Origin of the sequence: Rhodopseudomonas sp. WA056 (assembly GCF_010906995.1) — a bacterium.
Lineage (GTDB): Bacteria > Pseudomonadota > Alphaproteobacteria > Rhizobiales > Xanthobacteraceae > Rhodopseudomonas > Rhodopseudomonas palustris_G.
The window spans coordinates 1-25022 of record NZ_QPFS01000014.1 but is presented as its reverse complement, the minus strand read 5'-3'; the positions used below and the strand labels follow the sequence as shown (position 1 = coordinate 25022).

General features: G+C 67.5%; 21 protein-coding genes and 1 pseudogene. 15 read left to right on the top strand and 7 right to left on the bottom strand.

Annotated elements, in window-relative coordinates; translation table 11 throughout:
* Positions 1 to 2: 2 nt before the first annotated feature.
* Entirely contained in the window at positions 3 to 932 is a 930-nt protein-coding gene (locus tag DU475_RS05045) for a c-type cytochrome (RefSeq protein WP_164631016.1), read from the top strand.
* Positions 933 to 939: 7 nt separating this feature from the next.
* On the opposite strand, the gene DU475_RS05040 is transcribed toward DU475_RS05045, so the two are convergent.
* On the bottom strand, positions 940 to 1185 hold the full coding sequence (locus DU475_RS05040; RefSeq protein WP_013503888.1) for an Lrp/AsnC ligand binding domain-containing protein: 246 nt from the start codon (positions 1183 to 1185) through the stop codon (positions 940 to 942).
* Positions 1186 to 1324: 139 nt separating this feature from the next.
* On the opposite strand from DU475_RS05040, the gene thiD reads away from it, so the two are divergent.
* The 5 genes from thiD (at position 1325) to DU475_RS05015 (ending at position 5823) form a co-directional block, all read left to right on the top strand.
* Positions 1325 to 2125 (top strand): bifunctional hydroxymethylpyrimidine kinase/phosphomethylpyrimidine kinase, encoded by an 801-nt coding sequence (gene thiD, locus DU475_RS05035; RefSeq protein ID WP_013503887.1) that lies wholly within the window; start codon positions 1325 to 1327, stop codon positions 2123 to 2125.
* Positions 2126 to 2217: 92 nt separating this feature from the next.
* On the top strand, positions 2218 to 2874 hold the full coding sequence (locus tag DU475_RS05030; RefSeq protein WP_013503886.1) for a class I SAM-dependent methyltransferase: 657 nt from the start codon (positions 2218 to 2220) through the stop codon (positions 2872 to 2874).
* Positions 2875 to 2927: 53 nt separating this feature from the next.
* Positions 2928 to 3725 (top strand): UDP-2,3-diacylglucosamine diphosphatase, encoded by a 798-nt coding sequence (locus DU475_RS05025; RefSeq protein WP_013503885.1) that lies wholly within the window; start codon positions 2928 to 2930, stop codon positions 3723 to 3725.
* Positions 3725 to 4780 carry a glycosyltransferase family 4 protein gene (locus DU475_RS05020; RefSeq protein WP_164631013.1) on the top strand — a complete coding sequence of 352 codons (1056 nt, stop codon included), beginning with the start codon at positions 3725 to 3727 and terminating at the stop codon, positions 4778 to 4780. Before DU475_RS05025 ends, DU475_RS05020 begins: the two co-directional genes overlap by 1 nt.
* A 47-nt stretch (positions 4781 to 4827) precedes the next feature.
* A complete protein-coding gene (locus DU475_RS05015; RefSeq protein WP_164631011.1) occupies positions 4828 to 5823 on the top strand; it encodes a threonine/serine dehydratase family protein in 996 nt (331 codons plus the stop codon).
* Between the two features lie 47 nt (positions 5824 to 5870).
* Here the strand turns inward: DU475_RS05015 and DU475_RS05010 are convergent, their stop codons facing one another.
* Positions 5871 to 7412: a hypothetical protein gene (locus DU475_RS05010; RefSeq protein WP_164631009.1), complete on the bottom strand. Its 1542-nt coding sequence runs from the start codon at positions 7410 to 7412 to the stop codon at positions 5871 to 5873.
* 75 nt (positions 7413 to 7487) lie between these two features.
* Here DU475_RS05010 and DU475_RS05005 point away from each other — a divergent pair, with 75 nt between their 5' ends.
* Entirely contained in the window at positions 7488 to 8696 is a 1209-nt protein-coding gene (locus DU475_RS05005; RefSeq protein ID WP_164631007.1) for an MFS transporter, read from the top strand.
* On the opposite strand, the gene dgcA is transcribed toward DU475_RS05005, so the two are convergent.
* Entirely contained in the window at positions 8666 to 9661 is a 996-nt protein-coding gene (gene dgcA / locus DU475_RS05000) for an N-acetyl-D-Glu racemase DgcA (protein ID WP_164631005.1), read from the bottom strand. The genes DU475_RS05005 and dgcA overlap by 31 nt on opposite strands.
* Positions 9662 to 9765: 104 nt before the next feature.
* On the opposite strand from dgcA, the gene DU475_RS04995 reads away from it, so the two are divergent.
* From DU475_RS04995 to DU475_RS04985, 4 genes are read left to right on the top strand one after another with little or no spacing between them, the layout of a single operon-like run.
* Positions 9766 to 10917 carry an ABC transporter permease gene (locus DU475_RS04995; protein WP_047308619.1) on the top strand — a complete coding sequence of 384 codons (1152 nt, stop codon included), beginning with the start codon at positions 9766 to 9768 and terminating at the stop codon, positions 10915 to 10917.
* A gap of 2 nt (positions 10918 to 10919) precedes the next feature.
* Positions 10920 to 11693 carry an ABC transporter ATP-binding protein gene (locus DU475_RS04990; RefSeq protein WP_164631003.1) on the top strand — a complete coding sequence of 258 codons (774 nt, stop codon included), beginning with the start codon at positions 10920 to 10922 and terminating at the stop codon, positions 11691 to 11693.
* Positions 11690 to 11824, top strand: coding sequence for a hypothetical protein (locus DU475_RS24455; protein WP_283805246.1), 135 nt, complete (start codon positions 11690 to 11692; stop codon positions 11822 to 11824). Before DU475_RS04990 ends, DU475_RS24455 begins: the two co-directional genes overlap by 4 nt.
* Before the next feature lie 6 nt (positions 11825 to 11830).
* Positions 11831 to 12706 carry an MlaD family protein gene (locus tag DU475_RS04985; RefSeq protein ID WP_013503877.1) on the top strand — a complete coding sequence of 292 codons (876 nt, stop codon included), beginning with the start codon at positions 11831 to 11833 and terminating at the stop codon, positions 12704 to 12706.
* 189 nt (positions 12707 to 12895) lie between these two features.
* On the opposite strand, the gene DU475_RS04980 is transcribed toward DU475_RS04985, so the two are convergent.
* Positions 12896 to 13696: an NYN domain-containing protein gene (locus tag DU475_RS04980; RefSeq protein ID WP_013503876.1), complete on the bottom strand. Its 801-nt coding sequence runs from the start codon at positions 13694 to 13696 to the stop codon at positions 12896 to 12898.
* Positions 13697 to 13860: 164 nt separating this feature from the next.
* On the bottom strand, positions 13861 to 19998 hold the full coding sequence (locus tag DU475_RS04975; protein ID WP_164631001.1) for an apolipoprotein A-IV repeat region-like domain-containing protein: 6138 nt from the start codon (positions 19996 to 19998) through the stop codon (positions 13861 to 13863).
* Positions 19999 to 20439: 441 nt separating this feature from the next.
* On the opposite strand from DU475_RS04975, the gene DU475_RS04970 reads away from it, so the two are divergent.
* Together DU475_RS04970 and DU475_RS04965 are read left to right on the top strand one after the other, a co-directional pair.
* A complete protein-coding gene (locus tag DU475_RS04970) occupies positions 20440 to 20799 on the top strand; it encodes an Hpt domain-containing protein (protein WP_142883304.1) in 360 nt (119 codons plus the stop codon).
* 96 nt (positions 20800 to 20895) lie between these two features.
* Positions 20896 to 21216, top strand: a complete 321-nt coding sequence (locus DU475_RS04965) for a 2Fe-2S iron-sulfur cluster-binding protein (RefSeq protein WP_013501171.1) — start codon at positions 20896 to 20898, stop codon at positions 21214 to 21216.
* A gap of 130 nt (positions 21217 to 21346) precedes the next feature.
* Here DU475_RS04965 and DU475_RS04960 read toward each other — a convergent pair whose 3' ends face one another.
* Positions 21347 to 21802: an acyl-CoA thioesterase gene (locus DU475_RS04960; protein ID WP_047308622.1), complete on the bottom strand. Its 456-nt coding sequence runs from the start codon at positions 21800 to 21802 to the stop codon at positions 21347 to 21349.
* A 160-nt stretch (positions 21803 to 21962) separates the two neighbouring features.
* On the opposite strand from DU475_RS04960, the gene DU475_RS04955 reads away from it, so the two are divergent.
* Together DU475_RS04955 and DU475_RS04950 are read left to right on the top strand one after the other, a co-directional pair.
* On the top strand, positions 21963 to 22991 hold the full coding sequence (locus DU475_RS04955; protein WP_164630992.1) for an NAD(P)/FAD-dependent oxidoreductase: 1029 nt from the start codon (positions 21963 to 21965) through the stop codon (positions 22989 to 22991).
* A 177-nt stretch (positions 22992 to 23168) separates the two neighbouring features.
* Positions 23169 to 24452: a chloride channel protein gene (locus DU475_RS04950; protein ID WP_164630991.1), complete on the top strand. Its 1284-nt coding sequence runs from the start codon at positions 23169 to 23171 to the stop codon at positions 24450 to 24452.
* A gap of 28 nt (positions 24453 to 24480) precedes the next feature.
* Here DU475_RS04950 and DU475_RS04945 read toward each other — a convergent pair.
* Positions 24481 to 25022 (bottom strand): annotated as a pseudogene (locus DU475_RS04945) (glycosyl transferase); the annotation flags it as partial.

Here is a 25022-nt window from a genome sequence, read left to right as displayed (position 1 = left end):
CTGTGGCCAGGACAATCGGAGCTGTCATTCTGATTGCGGCGATCATCGCGGTCGCTGCGTTCTGGCTGCTCACCATGCCGGCCACGGTGCCGGCCGACCGTCTGCCGGCGCGCACCGCCAACCTTGAGAACGGCCGCACCGCGTTCTACGCCGGTGGTTGCGCCGAATGCCACGCCACGCCGAAGCAGGACGATCGCACGAAGCTCGGCGGCGGGCTGGGGCTGAAGTCGGAGTTCGGCACCTTCTACGTGCCGAACATCTCGCCAAATCCGAACGACGGCATCGGCAAATGGACCGAGGCGGAGTTCGTCAGTGCGGTGATGCGGGGTACGGCGCCGGGCGGCGTGCATCTCTATCCGGCATTTCCATATCCGTCCTACGCGCACGCGCGGCTCGACGACGTCCGCGACCTGTTCGCCTACATCAAGACGCTGCCGGCGGTGGCCGGCCGGGCGCCGCCGAACGAGGTGCCGTTCCCGTTCGGCATCCGCCGCGCGGTCGGGCTGTGGAAACTGCTGTTCTTCGACGACACGCCGTTCACGCCCGATCCGGCGCAATCGGCGCAGTGGAATCGCGGCGCTTATCTGGTCAATAGCTTCGGCCACTGTGCCGAGTGCCACAGCCCGCGCAATGCGCTCGGCGGCATCGTCGCGGCGCAGCGGTTCGCCGGCGGACCCGATCCCGAAGGCAGGGGCTGGGTGCCGAACATCACCCAGAAGGGGCTCGCCGACTGGAGCGCCGGCGACATCGCCTATTTCCTCGAGACCGGCATGACGCCGGAAGGCGACAGCGCCGGCGGCTCGATGGCCCAGGTGATCCGCAACACCTCGCAGCTCGGCAAGGACGACCGCGAGGCGATCGCGGCCTATATCAAGTCGCTGCCGCCGGTGCAGGGGCCGGTCCGGCCGCCGCGCAAGGCCAAGGCCGGGTGACCGGCGATCACTTCGGGCCGAACGCCTTGAAGGTGATGATGGTGTGGGTGTCCTTGATGCCGGGGACCACCTGGACCTTGTCGGCGACGAAATGGCCGATGTCGGTCGAGCGGTCGACATAGAACTTCACCAGCAGATCGTAGTCGCCGGCGGTGGAATAGATCTCCGAGGCGATCTCGGCTTCGGCGATCGCGTTGGCGACGGCGTAGGACTGGCCGAGCTGGCATTTGATCTGGACGAAAAACGGCACCATCGCGGGTCTCTCCGGCAGCTTGATTTGCGCCATCAAGCCCAAAACCCCCTGCCGGCGCAAGCTCTTGCCGCTGCGGCGCGGGCACGCTACGACCGCGATCGGCGCCGCCGGTCCACACCCTTCTCAATCGAGCATGTTGATGGCCATTCCGATCGCACTCACCATCGCCGGCTCCGACTCCGGAGGAGGCGCCGGCATTCAGGCCGATCTCAAGTCGTTTTCCGCGAACCGGGTCTATGGCGCCTCGGTGATCACCGCGCTGACGGCGCAGAACACCCGCGGCGTCACCGCGATCCACGACGTGCCGGCCGATTTCGTCACCGCGCAGATCGATGCGGTGTTCAGCGATCTGGCGGTCGCCGCCACCAAGATCGGGATGGTGGCGCAGCGCGGCGTGATCGCGGTGATCGCCGATGGGCTGGACCGCTGGCACGCCGCCAACGTCGTGCTCGATCCGGTGATGGTTGCGACCTCCGGTGACCGGCTGATCGCCGACGACTGCGTCGAGGCGCTGCGCACGGCGCTGATCCCGCGCGCCCGCATCATCACGCCGAACCTGCCGGAAGCCGCCGCGCTGCTCGATGAGCCGGTCGCCACAGATCCGGCCGCGATCGAGGGGCAGGGACGGCGGCTGCTCGCGCTCGGCTGCGAAGCGGTGTTGATCAAGGGCGGCCATGGAACCGGCCCGACCAGCACCGATTACCTGTTTGTTGGAACCGAGGTGCAGGCGCTCGCCGCGCCACGGATCGTGACGAACAACACCCACGGCACCGGCTGCTCGCTGTCATCGGCGATCGCCGCCAACCTCGCCAAAGGCCAGTCATTGCAGGCCGCTGTGGCCGATGCCAAGCAATGGGTCAGCGCCGCGATCGCGGCGGCGGATCGGCTGTCGGTCGGGCACGGCCACGGCCCGATCCATCATTTCCACGGCTTCGACTAAGGCCCTAACCGGGCGACCGTGCGCTGTCGTCCAGTCGTCGTACTCGGCTGATAATCCGAATTCGTAAGTAATTTACGATTCGAACGGAACCGATGACGCCCGATCTCGACAAGTCCCTGATTGAAACCGCCTACGCCCGCTGGGCTCCGATCTACGACGCGGTGTGCGGACCGGTGATGGTGAAGGGACGTCGCGCGGCGGCTGCGGAAGCGCGCGCGCACGGTGGTAAGATCCTCGAGGTCGGTGTTGGTACCGGACTGTCGTTCGACGACTACGACGCCTCGACCGAAATTACCGGTATCGATCTGTGCGAGCCGATGCTGGAGAAGGCGCGTGCCAAGATGGCGTCCGGCCGCTATCCGTGGGTCAAGGACGTGCGCCAGATGGATGCGCACGCGATGGAGTTCGACGACGCGACGTTCGATTGCGTCGTGGCGCAGTTCGTCATCACGCTGGTGGCCAATCCCGAACAGGTGCTGTCGGAGTGTCATCGCGTGGTGAAGCCCGGCGGCCGCATCATCCTGGTCAATCATCTCTACTCCGAAGTCGGCGTGGCCGCCGCGGTCGAGCGCTGGGCGGCGCAGAAGACCCGCGCGCTGGGTCTGCGTCCTGAATTTCCGTTCGCGCGGCTGCAGGCCTGGGCACAGGCCACCTCCGACGCGATCCTGGTCGAGCGGCGTAAGCTGAAGCCGTTCGGCATCTACACGCTGGTGTGTTTCGAGCGGACTGTCACGCCGATGGCGGCCTGAGGCCGGACTCGAGACGTCGCCGCCCGCGGGCGGCCTTGGATGGGACACGACCGATGAGCGATGACGGTCCGGAACGGCGCTTTCGCACCCTGTTCATTTCCGATGTTCATCTCGGTGCACGAGGATCGCAGACCAACCTGCTGCTCGATTTTCTCCGCGTCCACGATGCTGACACCATCTATCTGGTCGGCGACATCATCGACGGCTGGGCACTGAAGTCGAACTGGTACTGGCCGCAGTCGCACAACGACTTCGTGCAGAAGCTGCTGCGCAAGGGCCGCAAGGGCGCGCGCATCATCTACGTGCCGGGCAACCACGACGAGTTTCTGCGCAACTACTACGGCACCCATTTCGGCGGCATCGAAGTCGTCGAGAACGCGATCCACACCGGCGCCGACGGCCGGCGCTATCTGGTGATCCACGGCGACATCTTCGACCTCGTGGTGCAGAACGCCAGATGGCTCGCCCATGTCGGCGACAAGGCCTACGACCTCGCGATCCGGCTCAACCGCATCGTCAATGCGTTCCGCCGCTGGTTCGGTGTGCCGTATTGGTCGCTGTCGCAATGGGCCAAGCACAAGGTCAAGAACGCGGTGAACTACATCGGCGCGTTCGAAGAGACGCTGGCGCAGGAGGCCCGCCGCCACGGCACCGACGGGGTGATCTGCGGCCACATCCACACCGCTGCAATCCGCGACTTCCACGGCATCAACTACATGAACTGCGGCGACTGGGTCGAAAGCTGCACCGCGCTCGCCGAGCACGAGGACGGCCGGTTCGAGATCATCACCTGGACCGATTTGCTGAAGCGCAATCTGCCGGTGCCGACGGTCGCGGCGCGGGCCGCCTGATGCGTATCCTGATCGCGACGGACGCCTGGCACCCGCAGGTCAACGGCGTGGTGCGGACGCTGACGATGATGGCCGAGGCGGCGAAATCGCTCGGCGTCGAGGTCGTGTTCCTCACGCCCGAGACGTTTCCGACGATGGCGCTGCCGAGCTATCCAGACCTGCGGATTGCGATCCCCAATCCGATCCGCGTCGCGCGTCTGATCAACGCTGCGCAGGCCGATTGCATCCACATCGCCACCGAAGGGCCGATCGGGCTCGCGGCGCGGCGCTATTGCCGCAAGCGCGGCCTGCGCTTCACCACCAGCTTCCACACCCGCTTCCCCGAATACGTCTCGGCGCGGGCGCCGATCCCGGAGTCCTGGGTGTGGTCGCTGCTGCGCCGGTTTCACGGCGCCAGCCATGCGGTGATGGCGGCGACGCCGGCGCTCGCCGACGAGCTCCGCGGCCGCGGCTTCCGCAATGTCGTGCTGTGGCCGCGCGGCGTCGACGGGCATCTGTTTCACCCGCGCGAGGGCGCCGATCTCGGCCTGCCGCGGCCGGTGTTCCTGTCGGTCGGCCGTGTCGCGGTCGAGAAGAACCTCGAAGCCTTCCTGTCGCTCGATCTGCCCGGCACCAAGGTGGTGGTCGGCGACGGCCCGGCGCGGGCGGCGCTGGAGCGCGACTTTCCGAATGCGGTGTTCCTCGGCGCCAGACAGGGCGACGCCCTGGCGCAGGTCTATGCCGCCGCCGACGTGTTCGTATTTCCGAGCAAGACCGACACCTATGGGCTGGTGCTGCTCGAAGCGCTCGCCAGCGGCGTACCGGTCGCGGCCTATCCGGTGACCGGGCCGCGCGATGTGATCGGCGACGAGCCGGTCGGCGTGCTCAGCGAGGATCTGCACGCGGCGTGCCTCGGCGCGCTGGAGATCTCGCGGGAGGCGTGTCTCGGCTTTGCGGCCGATCACACCTGGGAAGCCTCGGCGCAGGCCTTCATCGACAACGTGCGCTGCGTGTCGATGCTGGATTCGGCCCGGGCCAACCCGCAAGGCGCCAAGCCGCACTGTCTGGTGGCCTGAGCCGAACGTATCATCGCACCTTGTCGGCGCGCGCCGCTGCGCGTTAGATGGCGGTCATGATCAATCCCGCTGTGTTGCCCGTTTCCGTCGCCGATATCGATGCGGCTGCCGAAGTACTCGCGCCTGTCGCGGTGCGGACGCCGTTGCTGACTTCGCCGGCACTCGATGCCGCCACCGGCGGCCGCGTCTTCCTCAAGCCGGAAGTCCTGCAGCGCACCGGCTCGTTCAAGTTTCGCGGCGCCTACAACAAGCTGGCGTCGCTCACGCCGGAGCTCCGGCGCGCCGGCGTGGTCGGATTCAGCTCCGGCAACCACGCCCAGGGCGTCGCCGCGGCGGCGCAATTGCTCGGCGTCCACGCCACCATCGTGATGCCGTCGGACGCGCCGGCCTCCAAGCGCGAGCGCACCGCCGGCTATGGCGCCGAGGTGGTGCTGTACGATCGGGACCGCGAGGACCGCGAGGCGATCGCCCGCGACATCGCGGGGCGCAGCGGCGCGACGCTGGTGCGGCCGTTCGACGATCCGATGGTGATCGCCGGGCAGGGCACGGTCGGCCGCGAAATCGCCGAAGACCTCGCCGCGCTGGGTATCGAACCCGACCTGGTGGTGGCGCCGGCTTCGGGCGGCGGGCTGGTGGCCGGCACCGCGCTCGCCGTCAAGGCGCGTTTCCCGCAGGCGCTGGCGATGTCGGCCGAGCCGGAGGGCTTCGACGACCACGCCCGCTCGCTGGTGGCGGGCCGGCGCGAATCGAATCCGTCCGGCGGCCGCACGATCTGCGACGCGCTGATGATGTCGATCCCGGGCGAGGTCACTTTCGCGATCAATCGCGTGCTGCTCGCCGGCGGCGTCGCGGCGTCGGATGCCGAGGTCGGCCGTGCGGTCGGGTTCGCGTTCCGGGAACTGAAGCTGGTGGTGGAGCCGGGCGGCGCGGTGGCGCTGGCGGCGCTGCTGGCCGGCAAGCTGGACGTGCGCGGCAAGACTGTCGCGATCGTGCTGTCGGGCGGCAATGTCGACGCCGATCTGTTCGCCCGGCTGATCGCCTGATGTCGAGGCGCGCTCGCGCCTAGGCCGATTACGAGAAGAACGCGCGATTACGAGAAAAACGCGATCTTCTCGGCCTGGCTCATCCGCCGGATCGGCACCAGCGCGTCGCTGCGCATCGGCGGCGGGGCCGCAATCGCGCCGCTGGCAATCGCCGCGGCGCCGAGCGAGGTCAGAGCCGCGGGGGTGACTTCTTCGGCGCCAGCCGCGGTGGCCATCGCTACCGGCGCAGCGGCCGCATGCACGGCGATCGGCTCGGCCGAGGCCACCAAGGGCGCCGCTTCACCGATCTCGCCAACCGGATCGAAGACCGGCTCGGCCTCGGGGGGCGCCGCGAACGGATCGTCGACGGACGGCGGAGCGTCGCCGCGAGCGATCGGTTCCGGCGCAAGCTCGATCTCTTCGTTCAGCGCCTGCTGCAGCGCGACGATGTCGGACTCGATCTCCTCGGCGGTGCTGGCCGCAGCCGCCGCGTAGGCGTCGTCCTCGGGCCGGTACGGCGCCGAGACGTCGGGCGCCGACATCTCGCGGGCGACCAGGTCGAGCATGGCGTCGTCTTCGGAGCCTTCGGCGTCCAGAGCCACCACTTCGTCGAGCAGATCCTCGGCGTCGCTCTGCTGGGTGATCCGGCCGGTGACAGCCGGTGTTTCGAGCTCTGCGACCTCCGCAGCCGCAACTTCCAGTTCTGCCGCCGGGGCCGCGGTGGTCGTAGGGGCGTCGGTCGCCGTGGTCTCGTCCGCCGGTTCGACGAACTCGAGTTCGTCAGCCGCAGTGCCGGTCACCACCGTGAATCCGGTCTCAGCCTCGGCCGCCGGCGCGACGGGGGCGGCTGCCTGCAAGGCGTCAGGCTGCGGCGGGAGAGACTGTGTCGGGAGAGACTGCGGTGAGACTGGCTGAGATGAGACCGGCTGCGGTGGCACAGCGGACTGCGCGGGGGGCTCGGCAGCAGCGGCCTGAGGTGCCGGCTGCTGCAGCTCGGCCACCGGAGCCGGCATGGTGTCGGTCGCGGATGCGGGCGTCGCCGCCGCGGGGGGCGGCTCGGGCGCCGCCGCGTCGGGCGCAGCACCCGAGATCGCTGCGACATGCTGCAGCATCCGGTCGAACGCAGCTTCGATCGCCGTGCGATCGATCGCCGCCACCAGCCGGTGACCGCCGTCGATGGCGGCGACCTGCTGGTCGAGCAGATCGCAGATCCGGGAGTCGGCGCCGCATTCGCGCAAAGTGGCAGCGACCTCGCTGATCGCCCGGCTGCCGCGATGCGCCGCCGCCAGCGTGGCCGTATCGTCCAGCGCCGCGACCGCCCGGGCGACGTTGGCGCGCGCCTCGCCGATCACCGCGCGCAGCGCCGCCAGCGTCTCGGCCGCTGAATCGGATTGCGCCTGCTTCTGTGCGGCGAGCGTCTGTTCGATCCGCGCCACCGCGTCGAGCACCATGCTGGTGTCGGCATTGCGGTTGCGCTTGGCGTATTCGGTGAGGAACCAGCGGCCGCGCGAGGTCTCCATGAAGGCTTCGCGGATCGCGTCGTAGTCCGCATCACTCGGCATCGCCGGTCGGGCGGAGATCGGCGAAAGGGCGAATGCTTCGTCAGCCATCATGGACTCGTTGCACAAATCACTGCGCGTCACGATAACGATCACCACGATCCGCGTCGAATCGCAATTGAATTGATGTCTTTCGAATCACAAATCCCCACCCCATCGCCGGCCGCGACACGATTCGCATCCCGGCTCGCGTTGTTCTACGCGACCACCTTCGCGGTCACCGGCACCTACCTGCCGTTCTTCACGGTGTGGCTGAAAGCCGTTGGAATCGAGGCTTCCTGGATCGGCGTGATCGTCGCGGCGCCGGCGGTGACGCGCTTCACGCTGCTGCCTTTCATCACCGCGGCGGCCGAACGGCGCAATGCGATTCGCGTCGCAATGATCATCACCGCACTGATCACAGCGCTCGGCTTCACCCTCCTCGGAATCATACGTGGGCCGTTGCTGATCTTCGTGGTGTTCGTGCTCACCGCCTGCGCCTGGACGCCAATCGTCCCGCTCACCGACGGCTACGCGCTGAAGGCGGTGGCGCGCTACGGGCTGAACTACGGGCCGCTGCGGCTGTGGGGCTCCGCCGCCTTCATCGCCGGTGCGCTGGTCAGCGGCGTGCTCGCCGACGTGGTGGCGCCGGAGCATCTGATCTGGCTGATCGCCGCCGCCGCCTGGCTCGGCGCGGTGGCGGGCTTCGGCCTGCGGCCGCTCGATGCGCCGGCCAAATCGGCGACGCCGCAGCGCGGCTCGGCGCTGCTGCGCAATCCGACCTTCCTGGCGATCATCATCGCGGCGGCGCTGATCCAGGGCAGCCACGCCGCATACTACACTTTCGCGTCGATCGTCTGGCAGGACGCCGGCCTCGGCGGCGCGACGATCGCGGTGCTGTGGGTGCTCGGCGTCGTCGCCGAGATCGTGGTGTTCGCGCTGTCGCCGCGGTTCACCTGGTCGCCGATGTGGCTGATGCTGGGCGGCGGGCTGAGCGCGGTGCTGCGCTGGCTGGTCACCGCGCAGGATCCGTCGCTGGCGCTGCTCACCGCGGTACAGTTACTTCACGGTCTGACCTTCGGCCTCACCCAGGTCGGCACCATGGGGCTGCTGGTCCGCCACGTGCCCGGCCATGTAATCGCGCGCGGGCAGGGCTACTACACCGCGGCGACCGGGCTGGTGATGAGCTGCGCGTCGATTGCCTCCGGCGCGGTGTTCGCCCGCTACGGCCTCGCGGTCTATGACATGATGGCGGCGATGGGCCTCGCCGGTGCGGTGGTGCTGGTGCTGATGCGCCGACGATTGCTGGCGCCGGCGGGCGCCGCTCAGCCCCACAGCGCCGCGTCGGGCGGATAGACCGTGCTGCCGTCGTAGCGCAGGCCGTCGTCGCGGTCGCGCGCCAGCAGCAGCGGGCCGTCGAGATCGACGAAGCGGGCGAACGGCGTCAGCAGCATCGCCGGCGCCATCGCCAGCGACGTCGCCACCATGCAGCCGACCATGATCTGTAGGCCGAGCGCCTGCGCCGCCTCGGCCATCGCCAGCGCCTCGGTGAGTCCGCCGGTCTTGTCGAGCTTGATGTTGACCGCATCGTAGCGGCCGCAGAGCGCGGCGAGCGAAGCGCGGTCGTGCACGCTCTCGTCGGCGCACACCGCGATGGGACGCGCGATCGTGCCCAGCGCTTCGTCGCGGCCGGCCGGAAGCGGCTGCTCGACCAGTGTCACGCCGGCATCCGCACAGGCGGCGAGGTTGCGGGCGAGATTGTCCGGCGTCCACGCTTCGTTGGCATCGACGATCAGTTCGGAATTCGGCGCGGCGCGGCGCACCGCAGCGATCCGTGCATCATCCCCGTCGCCGCCGAGCTTGATCTTGAGCAGCGGCCGCGCTGCGGCCTTCACGGTGGCCTCGGCCATCGCTTCGGGCGTGCCGAGCGAAATCGTGTAGGCCGTCGTCGCCGGGCGCGGCGGCGCGCTGCCGAGCAACTCCCAGGCCCGCCGGCCGCTCGCCTTCGCTTCCAGATCGACGAGGGCGCAATCCAGCGCATTGCGGGCGGCGCCGGGCGGCATCGCGGCCTGCAGCGCGGCGCGATCGAGGCCATCGGCGAGCGGCCCGCGCATCGCTTCCAGCGCGGCGAGCGCGCCCTCCGGCGTCTCACCATAGCGCGCATAGGGCACGCATTCGCCGCGGCCGACATGGTCGCCGCAGCGCAGTTCGGCCACCACGACGATCGCTTCGGTCTTGGCTCCACGGCTGATGTTGAAAGCGCCGGCGATCGGCCAGCGTTCGATGCGCCCGGTCAGTTCGGGCGCTATCAGGGAGTTCATTTGCAGGCCTTGTCAGCTCAAACCGAGGGTTGCCCGGAGCTGACAAGTATGGCTGGTAAAGCGCTTGTCCCGCAAGGTGACGGTCGAACCCGGATTGGCTCAAAATGACACAGCAGATAGCGTTGGAGGGCGGACCGTCGCTCGAACGGATCGCGCGTGCCGAAGGGCTGGCGCTGTGCGCCTCGGGATCGTGGACGGCGCGGTTCGCGCCGGTACTGGAGCGGCTGGTCACTGAAGCGGAACAGCTCGGCGGCAGCAAGCCGGACGTCTTCATCGACGTCTCCGGCATCGCGCGGCTCGACACCTTCGGCGCCTGGCTGATCGAACGGCTGCGGCGCAATCTCGGCCAGGCCGGCGCCGAGGCACGGATTGCCGGGCTGTCAGCCAACTATGCCAGCCTGGTCGACGAAGTCCGGCAGGTCAGCGAAAGCGGGCCCGCGCCGAAGCGAGGCGGGGCGCTGCGCGCGCCGATCGAGCGCCTCGGTCGCACCATGTATGCGTTCTTCGACGACATCGTCGCGCTGATCAGCATGATGGGAGCGGTTCTGGCCGGGCTGGGCCGGATCGTGATCCGGCCGACCTCGTTCCGGCTGACCTCGACCGTCCACCACCTCGAACAGGTGTGCTGGAACGCGGTGCCGATCATCCTGCTGATCACCTTCCTGATCGGCTGCATCGTGGCGCAGCAGGGCATCTTCCATTTCCGCAAGTTCGGCGCCGATGTCTTCGTGGTCGACATGCTCGGCGTCCTGGTGCTGCGCGAACTCGGCGTGCTGCTGGTGGCGATCATGGTGGCCGGCCGGTCGGGGAGCGCCTATACGGCTGAACTCGGCTCGATGAAGATGCGTGAGGAGATCGACGCGCTGCGCACCATGGGGTTCGATCCGATCGACGTGCTGATCGTGCCGCGGCTGATCGCGCTGGTGCTGGCGGTGCCGATCCTCACCTTCCTCGGCGCGATGGCGGCGCTGTATGGCGGCGGCCTGGTCGCCTGGCTGTACGGCGGCGTCGATCCGGAGGCGTTCCTGCTGCGGCTGCGCGACGCGATCTCGATCGATCATTTCACCGTCGGCATGATCAAGGCGCCGGTGATGGCGGCGGTGATCGGCATCGTCGCCTGCGTCGAGGGGCTGGCGGTGCAGGGCAGCGCCGAGTCGCTCGGCCGCCACACCACCGCCTCGGTCGTGAAGAGCATCTTCTTCGTGATCGTGATGGACGGGGTGTTCGCGATCTTCTTTGCGGGAATTGGAATCTGACGATGACGGCAGCGGCCGATTCGATCATCCGGGTGCGCGACGTCACCGTGCAGTTCGGCGCCACCAAGGTGCTGAACGGCCTCGATCTCGACGTGCGCCGCGGCGAGATCCTCGGCTTCGTCGGCCCGTCCGGCGCCGGCAAGTCGGTGCTGACCCGCACCATCATCGGCCTGGTGCCGAAGCTCAGCGGCAGCATCGAGGTGTTCGGCATCGACCTCGACAAGGCCGGCAAGGCCGAGCGCCGCGGCGTCGAGCGGCGCTGGGGCATCCTGTTCCAGCAGGGCGCGTTGTTTTCGTCGCTCACCGTGCGGCAGAATATCCAGTTCCCGGTGCGGGAATATCTCAAGCTGTCGCAGCGGCTGCTCGACGAAATCACCATCGCCAAGCTGGTGATGGTCGGACTGAAGCCGGAGGTGATCGACCGCTATCCGTCGGAACTGTCCGGCGGCATGATCAAGCGCGTGGCGCTGGCGCGTGCGCTCGCGCTCGATCCGGAGCTGGTATTTCTCGACGAGCCGACCTCGGGCCTCGACCCGATCGGGGCCGGCGACTTCGACGAGCTGGTGCGGACGCTGCAGCGCACTTTGGGCCTGACGGTTTTCATGGTAACCCACGACCTCGACAGCCTGCATACCGCCTGCGACCGCATCGCGGTGCTGGGGGACGGCAAGGTGATCGCGGCCGGGACCATCGCCGACATGCAGGCCTCGCAGCATCCGTGGCTGCGTTCTTATTTCCACGGCAAGCGTGCCCGTGCGGTGGTCGGTTCGCCATGATCGGGCTGCGCCTGGAAATTTCGATCGTCGCACCGTGGGTGCGTCGTTTTGCTTCCGCAATCTGCGCTCAAAGCCTGCTGCGCGACGCGGCGGCCCGCGAGCCGGCGGCGCCGCGAACTGGTGTGGAGTAGAGGCGAATGGAAACGCGTGCGAATTACTTCCTGATCGGGACGTTCACCCTCGCGGTGATCGCCGCGGCGCTCGGGTTCGTGCTGTGGTTTCAGAGCCTGCACACCACCAAGGCGCGCAGCCCGCTGCGGGTGGTGTTCGAGGGGGCGGCTTCGGGCCTGCGCAACGGCGGCAGCGTCAACTTCAACGGCGTCCGGGTCGGCGAGGTGGTGTCGGTGAAGCTCGACAATCCGCGCCGGGTGGTGGCGCTGGCGATGGTCGAGAACACCGCGCCGATCCGCAAGGACACCCAGGTCGGTCTGGAATTCCAGGGCCTGACCGGCGTCGCCGCGATTTCGTTGAAGGGCGGCTCGGAAACCGCCCCGCCGGTGCCGCTCGACGACGACGGCACTCCGGTGCTCACCGCCGATCCCGAACTGCTTCAGGACATCTCCGAGTCGATCAAGGCGACGCTGCGCAACGTCAACCGCCTGGTCGCAGACAATCAGGAATCGGTGAAGACCTCGCTGGAGAATTTGCAGACCTTCACGTCGGGACTGGCGCGCAGCTCCGACAAGATCGACAGTATCGTGTCGCGGGTCGACAGCGTGATCGCCAAGACCGACAGCGTGATGCAGGGCATCGACGCGCTGGCCGGGGGCAAGGACGGCGGCGAGCTGTTCCAGGCCGTGAAGTCGTTCCGCGAACTCGCCGACAACCTCGACAAGCGCTCGGCCACGCTGATCCTCGACGGCCGCCGCACGCTGGCCGACATCAGCCGCGCGGTGAACAATTTCGACCGCAATCCGACCCGGGTGCTGTTCGGTCCGAGCAACACCGCGCAACAGGCCCCACCGGACGCCCGCGCCGAACAACCGCGTCCGCCGCGGCGACGGGCGCAGTAGCAAGCGCAGCGGACACCGGTATCATCGATCGGGCCGCACGCACGTCCCTGATGTCGATGCCCGCATCAGGGCACACAGGCTCGTTTCTCGGTGGGATCAGGACTCCGCATTCCGAGAATGCTGACAACAGGCTCGACCTCCCGGTGAGGTTGCGCGTAGCGCCGTCTCGAACCATGCGCCGCCGGCCGGTCAGGACTCGGCGCCGCCCGTGGGCGGGTTCGGTCTTGCGGAGCGCCTCCGCCGGGACGTCGTCTTGGCGGCCGGTGCGTCGATCGGTTTCAGGCGAATCCGCATCGAGTGGCCGTTCTGCTGCTCCAGCTCGAACGCGTTGGTCTTTCGCACCAGGTCGCTCAGCTTGCGGAAGCCGAAGGTTCTCGGATCGAAGTCGGACGCCAGATTGGACAGGCGCTTGCCGACTTCACCGAGCGACACCCAGCCGTCTTCGCTTTCCATCTGCTTGATCACCCGTTCGATGATCGGCGTGGCTGCGCTCGGCGGCTGAAGCGGTTTCGCAGCCGACGCCGTGCCCTTGCTGTCGGCCGCTCCGGCGATCAAGTTCTCGGTGTAGACGAAGCGCCGGCACGCCTGCCGGAAACTCTCCGGGGTTTTCTGTTCGCCGAAGCCGAACACGTCGACGCCTTGCTCGCGAATCCGGGAGGCGAGACGGGTGAAGTCGCTGTCGGACGAAACCAGGCAGAAGCCATCGAAACGGCCGCTGTGAAGCAGGTCCATCGCATCGATCACCAGCGTGATGTCGGATGCGTTCTTCCCCGTCGTGTAGGCGAACTGTTGCTGCGGAATGATGGCGTGTTTCGCCAGAATATCGGCCCAGCCCTTCGAGCGCTGGGTGGAGAAGTCGCCGTAGATCCGGCGAACGCTGGCTTCACCGATCTTCGCAATCTCTTCGAACAGCCCGTCGGCGATCTTGGCGGATGCGTTGTCGGCATCGATCAGAACGGCGAGGCGAGGTGAGCGGGGTTCGGAAGGCATGGTGTGTCCCAGACTTGATGCGGGCCAGAAACTGGGGAGCGTCTCGACGTGAGATAGCGGTGCTACACCGCTTCCACAACGCCAAACGAAAAGCGGGGACCACCGGCCCCCGCTCTGCTCGTTGATAGCTGACCCCGCTGCCCGAGCCGCGGGCAGGCGCTGTCTTATCCCAGCCGCCCCGCCGCGTGAGCCAGCAGCGTGTAGACCAGACCGGTCTCGGAGGCGAGGTGGCCGCGCAGCGCCTGCGGGGCGTTGTCGTCGCGGGCGACCTCGTCGAGCAGGCGCTCGAACTCGGCGATGTAGCGGTCGACGGTCTGCTTGAAGCTGCGCTCGCTGCGATACTTGCGGGCGACCTCGTCGAACGCCTTCTGACCGGCCGGCGTGTACAGCCGCTTGGTGAAGGACTTCGCCTCACCGCGCTGATAGCGCTCCCACATTTCCAGCGCGAGGTTGCGGTCCATCAGCCGGCCGATGTCGAGCGACAGCGATTCCAGCGGATTGCCGCTCATCGCAGCCTGGGATTGCTGGGCGGCGCGGCCGCGCGGCGGTTCGCGCTCGGCGCTGGTGTCGGCGCGGTTGAGCAGCTCTGACAGCCAGCCGTCACGGCCCTGGTCGGCGTTGCCGGGCGCGACCGGCGGCGCTTCGGTGCGGCGCGGCCCGGCCGGCAGGCCGAGGTCCGGCGGCGGCAGCGTCGCGGCGCTGGAGTCGCGGCCTCGTGAAGCCGGGCGGGCGGCGATCGTTTCGGCGCGTCCGCTGCTGGCGGCGGCCAGCACCGGCTCCGCCTCGCGGTTGGTGGCGGCGGCGCGGGTCGGCGTCACCACATCCATGCCGCGGCCGTGGCGGGCGACGATGCGGTTGAGTTCGGCCAGCGCTTCGATCTGGTCGACGATCACCTTGCGCATCTGCGCGGTGCTCTCGGCCGCCTCCTGCGGGATTTCGAGCACGCCGCGGCGCAGCTCCTCGCGGGTGGATTCGAGCTCGTGGTGCATCTCGGCGGCCATCTGCTTGATGCCCTGGACGATCGAGGTGAAGCGATCGGCCGATTGCTTGAACAGCGCGTCGGCTTCCTGCGTGCCCTGCTGATACACCTGATGCATCGCCTCGACGGTGAGGCGGCGCTCGTGCTCGGCGGCGTTGCGCACCGCTTCGAACTGCTGCGAGATGCTGGCCGAGCCGGCGCCGGCGGTTTCGGCGACGATCCGCGCGATGTCGCGGGCGCGCTCCTCGGCGGCGGCGAGCGATTCATCCAGCAGGCTGGTGAACCGGCCGAGCCGCTGGTCGAGATCGGTGGTGCGCAGATCGAGGGTGGTCACCAGCGATTCCAGTGCCTCCCTGCGATCGGTCACCGAGCTCGACGCCGCACGGTTGCTGTGCTCGAGCAGGTCGGCCGCCTCGGCCAAAGCGTGGCCGTGAGCCTCGAACTGCGCCGACAGCGCGCCGAGATCTTCCAGCGCCTTGGCGGTCTTAGCGTGGAAGCCGGTGAGCTGGTCTTCCAGCGTCTGAGTCGCGGCACCGCTGCGGGCGTTGACCTCGTTCATGGTGGTGACGAAGTCGGCGACCCGGGTGACCAGCGCGCGTTCCAGCGAGTTGAGGTTCTCGTGGGCACCGGTCAGCACTTCCTGCAACAGGATGTTGCCTTCACGCAGCCGCTCGAACAGCGCCACCGTGTCGGTGCGCAGGATCTTGCTGGTCTCCTGCATCTCGGTGACGGCGGTGACCGAGACCTGGCGCGACTGTTCGATCGCCGACCGCGACGCGAGGTCGAGATCCTTGAGCGATTTGTTGATCGCGCTCGTGGCCAGATCGCCGGCGCCGGTGATCGAGCGGGCGACTTCGGTGCCGTTGGTCAGGATCGAGTTCGAGAAGGTCTTGCCGCGGACCTCGATGGCGTTCAGCGCATCGGCGGTGACGCGGTCGATCTCGACGGTGAGCTGGCTGGTCTTGCCGGTGATGGCTTCGACCAGCACGCCGCGCTTGCCGTCGATGATCTGCGACAGCCGTTCGGCCTGCTGCTGCACGTAACCGACGATCTCCTCGCTCTTGGCCGAAATCGTCGATCCGAAGCTGCCGCTGGCGGCGAACACAGACCGTTCGACGTCGGCCGAGGTCGACTTGATCTTGGCGCTGACCTCGTTGGACATCGCCACCAGCGTGGCCTGGGCGGCGGACGCGCTGGCCTGGATGTGGTCGGTGGTGTTGCTGGTGACGTTCGACAGCGTTTGCTCGATCTCGGCGGAGATCGCCTTGATCTGGCCGGCGGCGTCGACCGTGCTCGAGGTCAGCGCGGCCTGCACCTGGCGGGCGCTGTCGAGGATGGTCGATGCAGTCGCGGCGCCGACGCCGGTCAGCGTGCGCTCGACGTCGACCGCCAGCGACTTGACGTGGTTGGCGGCTTCGCCCGATGCGGCCGCGAGCGTGGTCTGGGCCTCGCGGGCGCCGGCCAGGATGGAGTCCGCGGTGCTGCGGCCGGTGGCGACGAGGGTGCGCTCGACATCGGCGGCGATCGAGCGGACCTGGTCGGCGGATTCGGTCGCGGTCGAAACCAAGGTGGTTTGGACTTCGCGCGCACTGGCGAGCAGGGCACCGGCGGTCGCGCTGCCGGCAGCCGTGAGCGTGCGCTCGACGTCGCTGGCCAGCGACTTGACCTGGTTGGCGGCCTCGGTCGAGGTCGCCACCAGGGTGTTCTGCGCTTCACGCGCACCGGCCACGATGGTCTCGATCGTGCTGGCGCCGGAGGCGGACAGCCGGCGTTCGACGTCTGCGGTCAGCGTCGTCACCTGGCTGGTGGTTTCCGACGACGCGGCGACCAGCGTGGACTGTGCCTCGCGGGCACCGGCGACGATCGCATCGGCGGTCGTGGTGCCGGCTTCGAGCAGCGTGCGCTGAACCTCCGCACTGAGCGACTTGACCTTGTCGGAGGTCTCTTCCGAAGCCGAGACCAGGGTCGACTGCGCGGCGCGCGCACCGCTGAGCACGGCTTCGGCGGTGGCGTTGCCGGCCGCGTAAAGCGTGCGTTCGATGTCGGTCGACAGCGAACGGATCTGGCCGGTGACCTCGGACGATGCCGACACCAGGGTGGCGTGGGCCTCGCGGGCGCTCGCCAGCACCGAGGCCGAGGTGGTGTCGCCGGCACCGGTGAGGGTGCGCTCGATGTCGATGGCCAGCGACTTCACCTGATTGGCGACTTCGGTGGAGGTGGTGGTGAGGGCGGATTGCGCCTCGCGGGCGCTGACCAGCACCGATGCCGCGGTGGAGCCGCCGGCCTCCGTCAGGCTGCGCTCGATCTCAGAGGCGAGTGACTTCACCTGGGCAACGACGTCGGTCGACGTGGTGGTAAGCGTGCTCTGCGCCTCGCGGGCACTGCCGAGTAGCGACGCCGCGGCGTTGCCGCCGACCTCGCTCAGGGTGCGCTCGATGTCGGACGTCAGCGACTTCACCTGGTTGGTGACATCGGTCGAGGTCGCGACCAGCGTGGTCTGGGCCTCGCGGGCGCCGGCCAGCACGGTCGCGGCGGTCGCGGTGCCGGCCGCCGACAGGGTGCGTTCGATATCGTCGGACAGCGAGCGGAACTGCATCGCGGCTTCGGTCGACACCATGGTCAGCTTGGCCTGGGCCTCGGTCGCGCTCGACACCACGGTCGCGGCGGCGGTGGTACCGACCGAGGTGAGGGCACGCTCGATCTCCGCCGAAGTGACCTGCAACTGGGCGCCGACGTCGGTCGACACCGACAGCATGGATTCGCGGGCCGACTGGGTGCTGCTGCGGATGGTGTCGCCGGTGCTGACCACCAGGCTGGTGAGCGTGCGTTCGGCGTCGGCGACGTTGGTCTTGATGCCGAGCGACAGCTCTTCGGCGCGGGCCATCAACAGCTCGCTGGCCTCGCGTCCGCTGCTCTCGAACCGGCCGGCGACGGCTTCGATCCGCGAGCCGAGCAGATCCTCGAACTGCGACACCCGGAGGTCGACGTCGTTGATCACCGCGGTGACGCGGTTTTCGAGGCCGTCGTGGATCTCCTGGAAGCGCGCGCTGACGGTGGCGCTGAGATTGGCGGTGCGGCTGTCGATGGTCTCGGTGACCGCGCCGATGCGGTGATCGATCGCGTCGATCGCCTGGGCGGTGCCGTCGGTGAGCGAGTGGGTGAGGTGGGTCAGCCGCGAGTCGATCGCCTCGATCGCCTGCACCGCACCGGTCGACAGCGTCGTGGTGAGCGTGGTGATGCGGTCGTCGATCAGTTCGGCGGCGTTGGCCGCGCCAGTCGACAGCGTGGTGGTCAGCGTCGCGATCCGGCCGTCGATGATCTCGGCGGCGCTCGACGTACCGGTCGACAATGTGGTGCTGAGCTGCACGATCCGCGAGTCGATCGCCTCCACCGCATTGGCGGCGCCGGTCGACAGCGTCGAGGCGAGCTTCTCGATCCGGCCGTCGATGTTGCCGGAGACCGCTTCGGTGCGGGTGTCGAGGATGCGTTCGAGCGAGTTGAGGTGATTGCCGACGGTGTCGTCGAGCGCCTTGAGGCGGTTGTCGATCGCGCCGTCGAGGCTGCCGACGCGGGTGTCGAACAGGGTTTCGAACTGGTGCAGGCGATCGTCCAGCCGCGCGGTGATCTCGCCGGAGCCGGTGGCGACGCGCTGGTCGAAATTGTCGACGTAGGTCTTCAGGGTGTCGTTGATGTCCTGGGTGCGCTGGCCCATCCGCTCGACGATCTCGCCGCCGAACGTCTTCACGGTGCGGTCGAATTCGGAGATGTGACGGGTGATCAGCGCGCCGAGCGTGCCGCTGTCGCGCGCGAACTTCTCGGCGAGCTCGGTGCCCTGCTGCTTCACCAGATCGTCGAACGCGCTGATCTGGATGCTGAGCGTGTCGTGGGTGGCTTCGGTCTGGCTGACCACCTTGGAGACCAGGGTGTTGACGGTGACGTCGAGCGCTTCGCTCGCCTTGTCGCCGCTGGTCAGGATCTGGTCGGCGAGGCGATGGCCGGCGTCGTCGATCTTGCTGACCAGATCGGTGCTGCGCAGCTCGAGTTCGAGCAGCAGCGAGTCGCCGGAGTTCTTCAGAGAATCCTGCACCTGCTCGGTGCGCTCCGAGATGCCGTCGATGATGGTCGACGAACGCTGCTCGAAGTCGGTGGTGATGCGGTCGAGCCGCTCGTTCATCATGTCGTGGACGCGATCGGCGAGTTCGACGAACTCGGCGTGGACGTGGCCGGTCTTGAAGTTGAGGCTGGTGGTCAGCCGCTCGCTGGCGTCGAGCACCGCGCGGGTGGTCTCGGCGCTGGCCTCCTCGAGGCGGTCGAGCAGTTCGCCGCCGCGCTCGCCAAGCGCAAGAATCATATTGTCGCCGGCGTGGCCGAGCGCGCTGGTGATGTGGGCGCCGCGCTCTTCCAGCGCGCTGGTGATGCTCTTGGCGACTTCGTCGACGCGGCTGGCGATCGCGTCCGAAATCAGCGCGATGTCGTGGCGCAGGTCGATCTGCACGCCGGAAATCGCGCTGCGGACCTGCTCGGCCTGGCCGACCAGATTGTCGCGCTGATGGGCGATGTCCTGCAGCAGCGCGCGAATGCGCACTTCGTTGTCCGAATAGGCGCGCTCCAGCGCCGACACCTCGTTGGCGACCAGGGCTTCGAGTTCGCTGGCACGCGCGATCGCGCGCTCGACGCCGTCGCCCATCGCGGCGACCTCGCGGCGGATCGCCTGACCGACGGTCACCACCGAGTCGCTGGCGGCGATTTCGGGTTCGGAAAACCGGATCGCGACCTGCGCCATCGACTGGGCGATCATCCGCAGTTCCTGGCCGCGCCAGGCGAGGCTGGCGAGGAAATAGAACAGCATCACCGGGGCGAAAAACAGCGCGAGCAGGCCGGCCAGCGCCAGCACGCCGCCGCTGCCCTGGCCGATCACGGCCTGCAGCGAGGGCAGGAAGCTGATGGTCAGCACGATGCCGCCGAACACCCAGACGCCGGCGAAAATCGACGCGATCGTGTAGACGTTGCGGGTGGTGCGGCCCTTCTGCAGCGACTGCAGCAATTGGCCGATGGTTTCGCGGTCGTCGTTGGCGGGGCGGCTGGCGAAATTGCGTTCGGCGGCCGGCTCGAAGCTCGGCGCCGGCGGCGCGATCCGAGGCTCGGCGGCCAGCTCGGGCAGATCGGAGAAGCTGGGCTCGGTGTCCGAAACTGGCACACTTTCCTTGGGCCGGTCGCCCTGATCGTCACCGGCCGGCGGCGCATCGGGGATATTCAGGGCTTCCTGAATCGCCGACAGCGCGACTTCGGTCGGATCTTTGATCTTCTTGGGATTGTTCGCCATCTTGATTTACGCCCTTGTTACGCATCCGGGGACGTCGGTTCAGTGGAGACCGCAGACAGGCCCCTCGGTGCTCCCCCAGCACGGCGAAGTTGAACCCCATTCCCACCGCGCTTTTGTCCGCCACTTCCTGAAACATCCTATTGGCTGGATGCCGCGAATGAAATGGTTCGGATTAAGACTTTCTTAATCATCGTTAACGGCATCGGGGGCTAAGCCCTTCGGAGAACGGAAAAATCCTACCTGGCCGAACGGTAACGGTGGCATTTTAGCGACATCAGAGCGGCAAATTCGCGACGTTGTCCCAAAACGGTGCACCTGCACCGGCAAGAATGCGTTAACCAGACTCGTGGTTCGCTTCCCGGCCTGGATTGCCCAGATGTGGAAAACCGCAATTCTGTCCCGAGGTGAGACGTGCCACTACAGGTCGAACGGATCGAATGGATGCCATCGCCGCCGCTGGTTCCGGATTTCGAGCCGATCGACGACGCGCATCTCCAAAAGATGACGCTCGGCGACGCCGCGCTCGAGCGTGAAGTGCTGTTGCTGTTCACCGCCCAGGCCGCCAGCCTGATGGCGCTGCTGGCGTCGTGGCCGGCCGATGCCGCGGCACTCGCCCACACGTTGAAAGGCTCGGCCCGCTCGATCGGCGCGTTCGCAGTGGCGGACGCCGCCGCCGGTGTCGAAGATGCACTGCGCCGCGGCGAGGACGCCGCGGAACCGCTCGCCGTGCTGGAAGCTGCGGTCGACCACGCCCGCGCCGCGATCGACGACCGCGTCAAGCCGTCCCGCCCCGGCTTTTGAAAGGCGCGACGGCTGGCGGAACGCCGGCCGAGACGCTATAGGACTGGCGCGTCAGTCCATAATTCATAAAACGAGCAAAGCGTCCGACGAGCAATCATGGCCAAGATTCACTTCGTTGATCACACCGGTGAAACCCGCACTGTCGAAGTCGAGGAAGGCGCGACGGTGATGGAAGCGGCGATCCGCAACGCCATTCCCGGCGTCGAGGCAGAATGCGGCGGCGCCTGCGCCTGCGCGACCTGCCACGTCTATGTCGACGAAGCCTGGCGCGAGAAGGTCGGCGGCCCGTCCCCGATGGAAGAGGACATGCTCGATTTCGGCTACGATGTCCGCCCGAATTCTCGGCTGTCGTGCCAGATCAAGGTTTCGAACGAGCTCGACGGGCTGATCGTCACCACGCCCGAACGCCAGGCCTGAATTCAGCTATCTGCTATAAGAGAGCCGTCGCGCGGACTGCTGCGCGGCGGCTCTCTTATTGATCGGCGTCTTCGTTGTGAGCACGCCGAAGCGCGGTCCCGATCCGATTCGAGGTAGGACCGCTCGAGTATCAGTCGTGTTCGATGCCGCGGCGCCACCACGGCGCCAGATTGGCGATGATCTGTTCGGTCAGCGGCGCCGGCTTGCGGCTGGTCTCGTCGACCAGCACGGTGACGGCGCGCGCCGAGGCGACGCAGACGCCTTCTGAGAACACCACCTGATCGAAATGCGTCGAGGTGCGCCCCAGTTTGACCAGGCCGAGCCCGAGCTCGATCTTGCCCGGCCAGTGCAGTTCGCTGCGGAAGTGAATGTCGAGCCGGACCAGCACCCAGGATAGTCCGGGCGGGATCAGTCCGTGGTTCGGATCCTTCATCAGCGTGACCCGGCCGGTCTCGAAATAACTGGCGTAAACCGCGTTGTTGACGTGGTTGTTCGGATCGAGGTCGGCGAAGCGGACGTTGTCCGCGAGGCGGAACGGGAAGTCGGCGAGCTGCGGCAGCGCGTGGTCACGAGATCGTGCGGTCAAGGGCCATTCTCCGGGCTTTTTAGAACCATTGAACGCAAATCTTGCGCTAGAACAAGATACCAATAGTCTTTTATGGCTTTTCTCCCCCGCCGGGCTTGGTTAGACAGGCCGCGACCGGACCGCCCGCGTCCGAACATCTTCAACCGACAAAGAAACCAAGATGACCGAAACGATCAAAACCGACGTGCTGATTGTTGGCGCGGGTCCGTGCGGACTATTCGCCGTGTTCGAGCTGGGCCTGCTGGACGTCAAGACTCACCTCGTCGACATCCTCGACAAGGTCGGCGGTCAGTGCGCCGAGCTGTATCCGGAGAAGCCGATCTACGACATTCCCGGCGTACCGATGATCACCGGCCACGGACTCACCGAAGCGCTGATGGAGCAGATCAAGCCGTTCAACCCGACCTTCCATCTCAGCGAGATGGTGGAGAACGTCGAGAAGATCGGCGCCCCCGGGTTCCGCGTCACCACCAACGCCGGCACCGTGTTCGAATGCACCGTGCTGGTGGTGGCGGCCGGCGGCGGCTCGTTCCTGCCGAAGCGTCCGCCGGTGCCCGGTGTCGAAGCCTACGAGGGCAAGTCGGTGCACTACGCAGTGCGCAAGATGGAAGACTTCCGCGGCAAGGACATCCTGATCGTCGGCGGCGGCGATAGCGCGCTCGACTGGACGCTGAACCTCAACCCGATCGCCAAGAGCATGACGCTGGTGCACCGCCGCGACGAATTCCGCGGCGCGCCGCATTCGGTCGAGCAGATGCGCCAGCTCGTCGCCAGCGGCAAGCTCGATCTCAAGATCGGCCAGATCACCGAGCTGCAGGGCGACAACGGGCAGCTCACCGGTGCGACCGTGAAGCTCAACGACAACTCGGTGTCGCAGATCACGTGCGACGCGATGCTGCCGTTCTTCGGTCTCACCATGAAGCTCGGCCCGGTGGCGAACTGGGGCCTCGAGCTCGAGAACAACCTGATCCCGGTCGACACCGGCACGTTCGAAACCAACGTCCCCGGCATCTTCGCGATCGGCGACATCAACACCTATCCGGGCAAGCTGAAGCTGATCCTGTCGGGCTTCCACGAAGGTGCGCTGATGGCGCAGAAGGCCGTCAAGTACGTCTACCCGGACAAGCGTGTCGTGTTCCAGTACACGACCTCGTCGACCAATCTGCAGAAGAAGCTCGGCGTGAACTGAGAACGCCGGCTTGTTCGATTTTCGAAAGAGCGCGTCCGTTCAGGCGCGCTCTTTTGTATTTGGGGCGTGCCCGCGCAGGTCACGTCAAAGTGACGCCGGTTCGCGCTGGACTCGCTCGAGCGATGCGCGTCAAGAAAGACGTCTCATTCAAGCCTGCCTGAGCTGCTGATCACGGCGATGAAGTTTGCTCTGTCCCACCGCCACAAGCGCATCCTGATCATCGCGTCGACGCGGTCGCGGCGGCGGGCGATCTTTCTGCTCGGCGGCGTCGTGGTGGGCGCTGCGGCGGCGGCGCTGGCGCAGCTCGCCGACTGGGCGCAACTGCTGTTCGCTGGCCTGCTCGGCCACTCGCGCTACCTGCCGCTGCTGGTGACGCCGCTCGGCTTTCTGCTGTCGGTGTACCTCACCAATCGCTTCTTCCAGAACGCGCAGGGCAGCGGCATTCCGCAGGCGATCGCCGCGCGCCGCCTCACCGATCAGACGGCGCGAGCCAGGCTGGTGTCACTGCGGATCGCGATCGGCAAATTTCTGCTGACGCTGTTCGGTCTGCTGGTCGGCGCCTCGGTCGGCCGCGAGGGGCCGACGGTGCAGATCGGCGCCTCGATCATGTTCGCGCTCGGCCGCTTCTCGCCGCGCCGCCAGCCCGGCCTGATCCTGGCCGGCGCGTCGGCAGGCGTCGCCGCGGCTTTCAACACGCCGCTGGCCGGAATCATCTTCGGCATCGAGGAAATGAGCCGCTCGTTCGAAACGCGGTCGAGCACGCTGATCATTGCGGCGGTGGTGGCTGCCGGCCTGACGTCGATCGCGCTGCTCGGCAACTACACGTATTTCGGCACCAGCGCGATGGGATTGCGCGGTGGCCTCGACTGGCTGGCGATTCCGGCCTGCGGGATCGTCGGCGGGGCGGCCGGCGGTCTGTTCATCCGCCTCGTCGTCGCAGCCGGCGCATCCGCCGTGTTCAATCGCTGGCCGCTGATCGTGGCCCTGGTCTGCGGGTTTGCGGTCGCGATCTGCGGTCTCGTGTCCGGCGACACGATCTACGGCACCGGCTACACCCAGGTGAAGTCGGCGCTGGAGAGCGGCACGGCGCTGCCGGAGGATTTCGGGGTGCTGAAGTTCTTCGCGACCACGCTCTCCTCGGTCAGCGGCTTGCCCGGCGGCATCTTCTCGCCCTCGCTCGCCGTCGGCGCCGGGCTCGGCAGCAACGTCGCGGCATTGTTTCCGGCGACGCCGATCGCGGCGATCATGCTGCTCGGGATGGTGGCCTATTTTTCCGGCGTGGTGCAGGCTCCGATCACCGCCTTCGTCATCGTGATCGAGATGACCGACAACCACGCGATGGTGATTCCGCTGATGGCCACCGCTCTGGTCGCCTACGCGACCTCGCGGCTGATCGCCGAGGAGGGGATCTATCACGCGCTGGCCAGACGTTTCGTGCAGCCGGGTCGGGCCGCGACGTAGTCCGATTGCGCCCGAAGGCGTTCGCCAATTATTTCGCGATCAGTAACTTGGCCGCCTTCAAGGGGCCGAGCCTGAGCAGCAACCAGTACAGCTTCGCGCGCGAAATCTCGGGCGCATCGTGGTGCCGGCGCAGCAGGTTGAGCAGCGCGGCTCGTGCGAATTTGCGTTCACCGGCGGTCAGACCCGCAAGTTGTGAGGTGATGGCGTCGAGATCGATCGCCGCGGCGGAGGTCTTGGCTGCAACGGCAGGATCGGCCAGTTCCAGCACTCGGAACAGCAGCGAACTCTCGCGCTCGAACGGACCGGGGGACGGGTCGTGCCAATCGGGCGGGGCGGAGAGTGCGGCCGACGGGTCGGGCCGCCCGGCCCGCCGCTCCGCCGCGGCGAGCTTGGCGAGCCGGGCGGAGTAGATCTGGCGCAGTTGTCTTGTCCGGGTGACGCTGCCGCCATGCTCGCGATACCGGATCAGCGGCTCCGGCAGGATCGCCACCTCGCCGATATCGGCGAGGCGCAGCCAGAAATCGTAGTCCTCGCCGGCCTCGAACGCCGCATGATAGCCCCCGACCCGAC

Bases quoted from the DNA above. Each gene is read 5' to 3' on its own strand.
- DU475_RS05040 (WP_013503888.1), bottom strand. From the start codon at position 1,185: ATGGTGCCGTTTTTCGTCCAGATCAAATGCCAGCTCGGCCAGTCCTAC.
- thiD (WP_013503887.1), top strand. From the start codon at position 1,325: ATGGCCATTCCGATCGCACTCACCATCGCCGGCTCCGACTCCGGAGGA.
- DU475_RS05030 (WP_013503886.1), top strand. From the start codon at position 2,218: ATGACGCCCGATCTCGACAAGTCCCTGATTGAAACCGCCTACGCCCGC.
- DU475_RS05025 (WP_013503885.1), top strand. From the start codon at position 2,928: ATGAGCGATGACGGTCCGGAACGGCGCTTTCGCACCCTGTTCATTTCC.
- DU475_RS05020 (WP_164631013.1), top strand. From the start codon at position 3,725: ATGCGTATCCTGATCGCGACGGACGCCTGGCACCCGCAGGTCAACGGC.
- DU475_RS05015 (WP_164631011.1), top strand. From the start codon at position 4,828: ATGGCGGTCATGATCAATCCCGCTGTGTTGCCCGTTTCCGTCGCCGAT.
- DU475_RS05010 (WP_164631009.1), bottom strand. From the start codon at position 7,412: ATGGCTGACGAAGCATTCGCCCTTTCGCCGATCTCCGCCCGACCGGCG.
- DU475_RS05005 (WP_164631007.1), top strand. From the start codon at position 7,488: ATGTCTTTCGAATCACAAATCCCCACCCCATCGCCGGCCGCGACACGA.
- dgcA (WP_164631005.1), bottom strand. From the start codon at position 9,661: ATGAACTCCCTGATAGCGCCCGAACTGACCGGGCGCATCGAACGCTGG.
- DU475_RS04995 (WP_047308619.1), top strand. From the start codon at position 9,766: ATGACACAGCAGATAGCGTTGGAGGGCGGACCGTCGCTCGAACGGATC.
- DU475_RS04990 (WP_164631003.1), top strand. From the start codon at position 10,920: ATGACGGCAGCGGCCGATTCGATCATCCGGGTGCGCGACGTCACCGTG.
- DU475_RS24455 (WP_283805246.1), top strand. From the start codon at position 11,690: ATGATCGGGCTGCGCCTGGAAATTTCGATCGTCGCACCGTGGGTGCGT.
- DU475_RS04985 (WP_013503877.1), top strand. From the start codon at position 11,831: ATGGAAACGCGTGCGAATTACTTCCTGATCGGGACGTTCACCCTCGCG.
- DU475_RS04980 (WP_013503876.1), bottom strand. From the start codon at position 13,696: ATGCCTTCCGAACCCCGCTCACCTCGCCTCGCCGTTCTGATCGATGCC.
- DU475_RS04975 (WP_164631001.1), bottom strand. From the start codon at position 19,998: ATGGCGAACAATCCCAAGAAGATCAAAGATCCGACCGAAGTCGCGCTG.
- DU475_RS04970 (WP_142883304.1), top strand. From the start codon at position 20,440: ATGCCATCGCCGCCGCTGGTTCCGGATTTCGAGCCGATCGACGACGCG.
- DU475_RS04965 (WP_013501171.1), top strand. From the start codon at position 20,896: ATGGCCAAGATTCACTTCGTTGATCACACCGGTGAAACCCGCACTGTC.
- DU475_RS04955 (WP_164630992.1), top strand. From the start codon at position 21,963: ATGACCGAAACGATCAAAACCGACGTGCTGATTGTTGGCGCGGGTCCG.
- DU475_RS04950 (WP_164630991.1), top strand. From the start codon at position 23,169: ATGAAGTTTGCTCTGTCCCACCGCCACAAGCGCATCCTGATCATCGCG.